The following is a 6,908-nucleotide window of genomic DNA, read 5'->3' as shown; positions in this document are numbered from 1 at the left end:
TTTTTGGGTTTCCGGGGGGGGGGGGACTGTCTCTCCACCTCTGCCGGTGCTGTTGTGTAACTATCCCCCCCCCCCGCTCGCGCTGCGCGCGATCGACCCTCCCCCTCCAGGGGAGGGTAAGCGGGATCCGCGTTCGCCCGCACCTTAACGACAACCCCAATTCCCGCCCCGGTAGGGCATTTCGCTGTCGCTTGCGCCCGCCCAACGCGCTAGATTTGCAGGGAAAATGAGTACGGGCGCCCTCGCGCCCAGGGAGAAGCGCGCTCGCCATGCTGCACGACTGGGGCGTGATCGCTGCCGCCTTCGGCTATATCGGCTTCCTGTTCCTGGTGGCGAGCCACGGCGACCGCCGCTCGCCGGCCGGGCGCGGCCGCGCGTCCGGGCTGATCTATCCGCTGTCGCTCGCGATCTATTGCACCTCCTGGACCTTCTTCGGCTCGGTCGGCTTCGCCACCCGCGCCTCGACCGACTTCCTCGCCATCTATGTCGGCCCGATCCTGATGATCGGGCTCGGCGCGGGCGTCCTGCGCCGCGTGATCCAGCTCGCGAAGGCGCACAACATCACCTCGATCGCCGACTTCATCGGCGCGCGCTACGGCAAGAGCCAGGCGGTGGCGGCAACGGTGGCGCTGATCGCGATCATCGGCTCGGTGCCCTACATCGCGCTCCAGCTCAAGGCGGTCGCCTCCTCGCTCGAAACGATCCTGAGCGAGGACCAGGCGTTCTCCCACATCCCGATCCTCGGCGACATGGCGCTGATGGTGACGCTGGCGATGGCCGCCTTCGCCGTGCTGTTCGGCACGCGGCAGACCGACGCCACCGAGCATCAGCACGGCCTGATGCTGGCGGTCGCAACCGAATCCATCATCAAGCTGATCGCCTTCCTCGCCGCCGGCATCTTCGTCACCTTCTGGATGTTCTCGCCACACGAATTGATCGAGCGCGCGATGAGGACGCCGGAGGCGGTGCGCGCCATCAACTATTCGCCGTCGATCGGCAACTTCCTCGCCATGACGCTGCTGTCGCTCTGCGCGATCATGCTGCTGCCCCGCCAGTTCCACGTCAGCGTGGTCGAAAACTCCTCGGATGCCGAGGTCAGCCGCGCGCGCTGGCTGTTCCCGTTCTATCTCGTCGCCATCAATTTGTTCGTGATCCCGATCGCGCTCGCCGGCCTCGTCACCTTTCCGTTCGGCGCGGTCGAACCGGACATGTATGTGCTGGCGCTGCCGATGGAGGGCGGCGCGGGACTTCTCAGCGTCGCCGTCTTCGTCGGGGGGCTGTCGGCGGCGACCGCGATGGTGATCGTCGAATGCGTCGCGCTCTCCATCATGGTCTCGAACGACCTCGTGGTGCCCCTGGTGCTGCAGCGGCGGCCGGAGGGGCGCACCGGCGGCGCCGATTTCAGCGACTTCCTGCTGCGCTCGCGCCGGCTTGCGATCTTCGCCATCATGGTGATGGCCTATTTCTACTACCGCGCGCTCGGCAACACCCAGCTTGCGGCGATCGGCCTGCTCTCCTTTGCCGCCATCGCCCAGCTCGCGCCGAGCTTCTTCGGCGGGCTGTTGTGGCGGCGCGCCACCGCGCGCGGCGCCATCGGCGGCATGCTGGTCGGCTTCGCGGTGTGGCTCTACACCCTGTTCATCCCGAGCTTCATGGATTCCTCGACGGCGGGCATCCTGCTGCTCCAGCACGGCCCGTTCGGCATCGAGGCACTGCGGCCGCAGGCGCTGTTCGGCGCCGACCTGCCGCCGCTGATGCACGGCGTAATCTGGTCGCTGTCGCTCAACATCCTGACCTATGTGCTGCTGTCGCTGGCGCGGCGGCCGTCCTCGATCGAGCTGGTGCAAGCCGATCTGTTCGTACCCAACACGCTCGCGCCGATCTCCCCGAACTTCCGCCGCTGGCGCACCACCGTCACGGTGCAGGACATCCAGACCACGGTCGCGCAATATCTCGGGCCCGACCGCGCCCGGCACTCCTTCGAGGCATTTTCGGTGCGGCGCAATGTGCGCCTGGAATCCGGTGCGCCCGCCGATTTCGAGCTGCTGCAGCACGCCGAGCACCTGATCGCCTCTTCGATCGGCGCGGCCTCCTCGCGGCTCGTGATGTCGCTGCTGCTGCGCAAGCGGACGGTCTCGGCGAAAGCGGCGCTGAAACTGCTCGACGATTCCCACGCGGCGCTGCATTTCAATCGCGAGATCCTCCAGACCGCGCTCAACCATGTCCGCCAGGGCATCGCCGTGTTCGACGCCGATCTGCAGCTGATCTGCTCCAACCGGCAGTTCGGCGATCTCCTGAACGTGCCGCCGCATTTCATCCAGTTCGGCACGCCATTGCGTGAAATCCTGGAATTCATGGGTGTGAGCGAGCCGGACAATCCGGTCGAGCGCGAAGCCATGCTGGAGCGGCGGCTCGCGGCTTACACCACCGACAGCGAGCCTTATCTCGAGCGCCTGCCCGACCGCCACATGGTGATCGAGATCTTGACCAACCGCATGCCCGGCGGCGGCTTCGTCATCACCTTCACCGATGTCACCCCCACGTTCGAGGCCGCCGAAGCGCTGGAGCGCGCCAACGCGACGCTCGAAAAGCGGGTGCGCGACCGCACCGAGGAGCTGACCCGGCTGAATTCCGAGCTGGCGCTGGCCAAGAGCGCGGCCGAGGACGCCAGCATCTCCAAGACGCGCTTCCTGGCGGCAGCCAGCCACGACATCCTCCAGCCGCTGAACGCGGCGCGGCTCTATGTCACCAGCCTGGTCGAGCGCCAGCACAGCGGCGAGGAGACGCGGCTGGTCGAGAACATCGACGAATCGCTCCAGGCGATCGAGGAGATCCTCGGCGCACTGCTCGACATATCGCGGCTGGACGCCGGCGCGATGACGACCTCGATCTCGAGCTTCAAGATGGCCGATTTGATGCGCTCGCTGGAGATCGAGTTTGCGCCGATCGCACGCGCCAAGAACCTCGAGCTCGCCTTCGTGCCCTGCTCGCTGCCGGTCGAGTCCGATCGGCTGTTGCTGCGGCGCCTGCTCCAGAACCTGATCTCCAACGCGATCAAATACACCCCGCGCGGACGCGTGCTGGTCGGCTGCCGCCGCCAGGGCCCTTCGCTGAAAATCTGCGTCTACGACACCGGCGTCGGCATCCCGCCGGTCAAGCGCGGCGAGATCTTCAAGGAATTCCACCGCCTCGAACAGGGCGCACGGATCGCCCGCGGCCTTGGACTCGGCCTCTCGATCGTCGAGCGTCTTGCACGCGTGCTCAAGCACGGCATCGCCATCGACGGCAACAAGAGCGGCGGCTCGGTCTTCTCCGTGACGGTGCCGACAGCCAAGGCGATCACCCACACCGCTGCCGTCACCAGCGCGACGCCGCTGGCGCGGAGGCCGATCTCGGGCGCCCTCATCGTCTGCATCGAGAACGACGCAGCGATCCTCGACGGCATGCGCACGCTGCTCAAGGCCTGGGACGCCGAGGTCATCGCGGTCGCCGACCCCGAGGGCGCGATCGCCGCGATCGAAGGCGCGGGACGCCGCGTCACCGGCCTGCTGGTCGATTATCACCTCGACCGCGGCAACGGCATTGCCGCCATCCGCGACATCCGCCGCCGCTTCGGCGACGGCATCCCTGCGATCCTGATCACCGCCGACCGCAGCCCCGCAGTGCAGGTCGCCGCGCGCGAGGAAAATGTCGCGGTGCTCAACAAGCCGGTGAAGCCGGCCTCGCTCCGCGCCCTGCTGGGACAGTGGCGCACGCAGCAGATGGTGGCGGCGGAGTAAGACGCGGTCAGTAGTCGGTCGAGACGCTGAGCGCGCGCCACCTCTCGAGCTCGTCGAGCCGTTGCCGGTCCGTCGCAGCGATGGCGTTCACGGCGTCGCTGCCGAGCGCGATCCGCAGCGGTGGGCTGTCCATGTCGACCAGCTCCAGCACGGCGGCGGCGGCTTTCGCCGGATCGCCCGGCTGGCGGCCATCATAATCGCGCTGCATCCTGACGGCCGCGCCAACGACGGCATCGTACTCCGCACGCCCTTCGCCGGTCGCATGCGCTGACTGCGCAAAGCCCGTACGGAAGCCGCCGGGTTCGACGATCGTCACGTGCACGCCGATCAACGCCATCTCGCGCGCCAGCGATTCCGAAAAGCCCTCGATGCCCCATTTCGCGGCCGAATAGGCCGCGCGTGCGGGAGCTCCGATCCGTCCGCCGACGGATGAGAATTGCACGATATGCCCGCGGCGCTGCCGGCGCAGCACGGGAATCGCCGCCTTGGTGACGATGATGGTGCCGAGCAGATTGACCTCGATCTGCTGACGGAACGAGGCCAGGCTCGTGTCCTCGACCGATCCGAGATCGCCATAGCCGGCATTGTTCACGACCACATCGACGCCGCCGAACGCCTCCACGGCGAGGCCGATGGCCCCTTGCGCGGCCGCCTCGTCAGTCACGTCGAGCGTTGCGAGCCGCAGTCTTTCCTCAAAGCGTTCCCGCAGCGGTTCGAGCGGACCGAGATTCCTGGCAGTGGCAACCACCCGGTCGCCCGCCGCAAGCGCGGCTTCCGTGATGGCGCGTCCGAGCCCGCGCGAGCTGCCGCTGATGAACCAGATCTTTGACACGGTGGGCTCCTGACCGCTCAAGGCGCAAGCCGGGTGAAAACGTAATCGTGGCTCTTGGCGCGGGCGTCGTGACAGCCGAAGCAGGTGCGGTGCTGTGCCTCGTCGACCGGCTTGCCATTGATGAAACGGCCAAAGCCCCAACCGCCGGTGGACGCATATTTCCTGGAATCCTTGACCATCACCTGCACCGTGGTGGCCGCGCCGGGGATCGTTGCGGATGCGAATTCCGGCGACTGTTTCCGTTTCCAGGCGCGCTTGACCAGAATGGTGCCATCCGGGAACGGAAGTTTTCCGGCCTGATAAGCATCGATCGCGGTCTGGTTGCCGACAACGGCGCGAAGCTCGTCGAGCGGTGCCGCCTCTTCGGCCGGCGCAATCAGCTCCCACTGCTTGTAACCCGCAGGAATCGTGACGCCGAAGATCGGGGAAGCGTCTGCCGTGTTGCCTTGTGTCGGCCCCTCGGCAAGGGCAATCGAGACCAGATAGGGCACGCAAGTCAGGAGAACGACGAGAAGGAGCGCGGCAAGCGTGATAGCCGTCGCATAAGAGCGCTTTTTCTTGTCGGGTTTGATGGACGTCATGACGTTCCTTCATGCTGGGATCGCGGCATAGCCTCGGTCCAGCCGCGCTGGACCGAGGCATCGAATGAACGCTCAGGCGCCGTCGGCGTCGATGACGGCCTTGGCGAAGGCTTGCGGCGCTTCCTGCGGCAGATTGTGGCCGATGCCGCCGGTGATCAGGCGGAAGTCGTACCGGCCTGAGAACCTCTTGGCATAGGCGCTGGGGTCGGGATGCGGCGCACCGTTGGCGTCGCCCTCCATCGTGATCGTCGGGACGCTGATCACCGGAGCTGCGGCGAGCTTCTTCTCGAGCTCCTCGTATTTGGCTTCGCCCTGGGCGAGCCCGAGCCGCCAGCGGTAATTGTGGATCGTGATGGCGACATGATCCTTGTTGTCCAGCGCCGCCGCGCTCCGGTTAAAGGTCGTGTCATCGAACTTCCATTGCGGCGAGGCGAGCTTCCAGATCAGTTTTGCGAAATCATGCGTGTACTTCTCGTATCCGGCGCGGCCGCGCTCGGTCGCGAAATAGAACTGGTACCACCATTGCAGCTCGGCCGACGGCGGCAGCGGCGCGTTGCCCGCGGCCTGGCTGGAGATCAGATAGCCGCTGACCGACACCAGCGCGCGGCAGCGATCCGGCCACAACGCAGCGATGATATCGGCGGTGCGCGCGCCCCAGTCGAAGCCGGCGATAACAGCCTTCTTGATGTCGAGCTTGTCCATCAGCGCGATGATGTCGACGGCCATGGCGGCGGGCTCGCCGTTGCGCAGCGTCTCGCTGGAGAGGAAGTGCGTGGTGCCATAACCGCGCAAGTAAGGGATGATCACGCGATAGCCGGCCTTTGCCAGGATCGGCGCGACATCGACGAACGCGTGAATGTCGTAAGGCCAGCCGTGCAGCAGGATCGCCACGGGGCCGTTCGAGGGACCTGCTTCCGCATAGCCGACATTGAGGACGCCGGCGTCGATCTGCTTGATCGGACCGAACGACGCATTCGATGCGGACGACTTCGGCGCGTCCGTTTCGGCACGGGCGAGGTCGATCACGCCGAAACCGACGGCGACGGTTCCCGCGGCGACGCCGAAAAATTTGCGGCGGTGCTGGTCGATGATCTGTTTCATGGTGGTGCTACCTTGTGGATGGTTGGTGATGTCCGTCAGATCAGCGCGACCGTGACGTCGATATTGCCGCGGACGGCCTTGGAATAGGGGCAGGTCTGGTGCGCCTCATCGACGATGCCGCGCGCGATCTCGCGATCGAGGCCCGGCAGGCTGACGTTGAGGCGTGCGCTGAGCGAATAGGCGCCCTCGTCGAGCACGAGATCGATCTCCGCATCGATCGCGCATTTCCGGGGAAGCTCGATCTTGCGCTTGCGCGCCGCGATCTCCATCGCGCCTTCGAAGCAGGCCGACCAGCCGGCCGCGAACAATTGCTCGGGATTGGTGCCGATGCCAGTGCCGCCCGGCGGCGACAGCTTGACGTCGAGGCGGCCGTCGGAACTGCGCGATATGCCGTCGTGTCGTCCGCCGCTGGTGTGGGTGCTGGCCGTGTAGAGCAGTTTTGCCGCCTGCGTCATGAAGGTCTCCTTGCCGTCGGGAAACTGACTAGCAGCGGCCGCGGCAGGACACCCGTTTGGACTTGTGAGAAGTTGTGAGGCCCCGGCGCGCAGCCCCGCCACGAGGCCTGCATCAGCGGTCTGATGCCGATGCAGGTGCGGCCTTGCCCGATTGCGATCA

At 66.3% G+C, this 6,908-nt stretch carries 5 protein-coding genes; 1 reads left to right on the top strand and 4 read right to left on the bottom strand.

Annotated features, from left to right (window positions below):
* Positions 1-269 precede the first annotated feature (269 nt).
* Positions 270-3,779, top strand: a complete 3,510-nt coding sequence (locus AC0L3X_RS36405) for a PAS domain-containing hybrid sensor histidine kinase/response regulator (protein ID WP_473317226.1) — start codon at positions 270-272, stop codon at positions 3,777-3,779.
* A gap of 7 nt (positions 3,780-3,786) precedes the next feature.
* Here the strand turns inward: AC0L3X_RS36405 and AC0L3X_RS36400 are convergent, their stop codons facing one another.
* From AC0L3X_RS36400 to AC0L3X_RS36385, 4 genes are all read right to left on the bottom strand, one after another.
* Positions 3,787-4,611 carry an SDR family NAD(P)-dependent oxidoreductase gene (locus tag AC0L3X_RS36400; RefSeq protein ID WP_063986053.1) on the bottom strand — a complete coding sequence of 275 codons (825 nt, stop codon included), beginning with the start codon at positions 4,609-4,611 and terminating at the stop codon, positions 3,787-3,789.
* 17 nt (positions 4,612-4,628) lie between these two features.
* Complete coding sequence (locus AC0L3X_RS36395) at positions 4,629-5,192, bottom strand: cytochrome P460 family protein (protein ID WP_063980783.1); 564 nt, start codon at positions 5,190-5,192, stop codon at positions 4,629-4,631.
* Positions 5,193-5,264: 72 nt separating this feature from the next.
* The gene (locus tag AC0L3X_RS36390; protein WP_063980782.1) at positions 5,265-6,293 is read right to left on the bottom strand and encodes an alpha/beta fold hydrolase; all 1,029 of its coding nucleotides are present in this window, start codon (positions 6,291-6,293) and stop codon (positions 5,265-5,267) included.
* Between the two features lie 35 nt (positions 6,294-6,328).
* Positions 6,329-6,748 (bottom strand): organic hydroperoxide resistance protein, encoded by a 420-nt coding sequence (locus tag AC0L3X_RS36385; protein WP_063980781.1) that lies wholly within the window; start codon positions 6,746-6,748, stop codon positions 6,329-6,331.
* Positions 6,749-6,908 lie beyond the last annotated feature (160 nt).

The sequence above is a fragment of the Bradyrhizobium sp. MI1.7 genome (assembly GCF_055811795.1).
This window is presented reverse-complemented; position numbering and strand designations above follow the sequence as displayed.

Coding starts and splice junctions, on each gene's coding strand:
- AC0L3X_RS36405 (WP_473317226.1), top strand. CDS start 270: ATGCTGCACGACTGGGGCGTGATCGCTGCCGCCTTCGGCTATATCGGC.
- AC0L3X_RS36395 (WP_063980783.1), bottom strand. CDS start 5,192: ATGACGTCCATCAAACCCGACAAGAAAAAGCGCTCTTATGCGACGGCT.
- AC0L3X_RS36390 (WP_063980782.1), bottom strand. CDS start 6,293: ATGAAACAGATCATCGACCAGCACCGCCGCAAATTTTTCGGCGTCGCC.
- AC0L3X_RS36385 (WP_063980781.1), bottom strand. CDS start 6,748: ATGACGCAGGCGGCAAAACTGCTCTACACGGCCAGCACCCACACCAGC.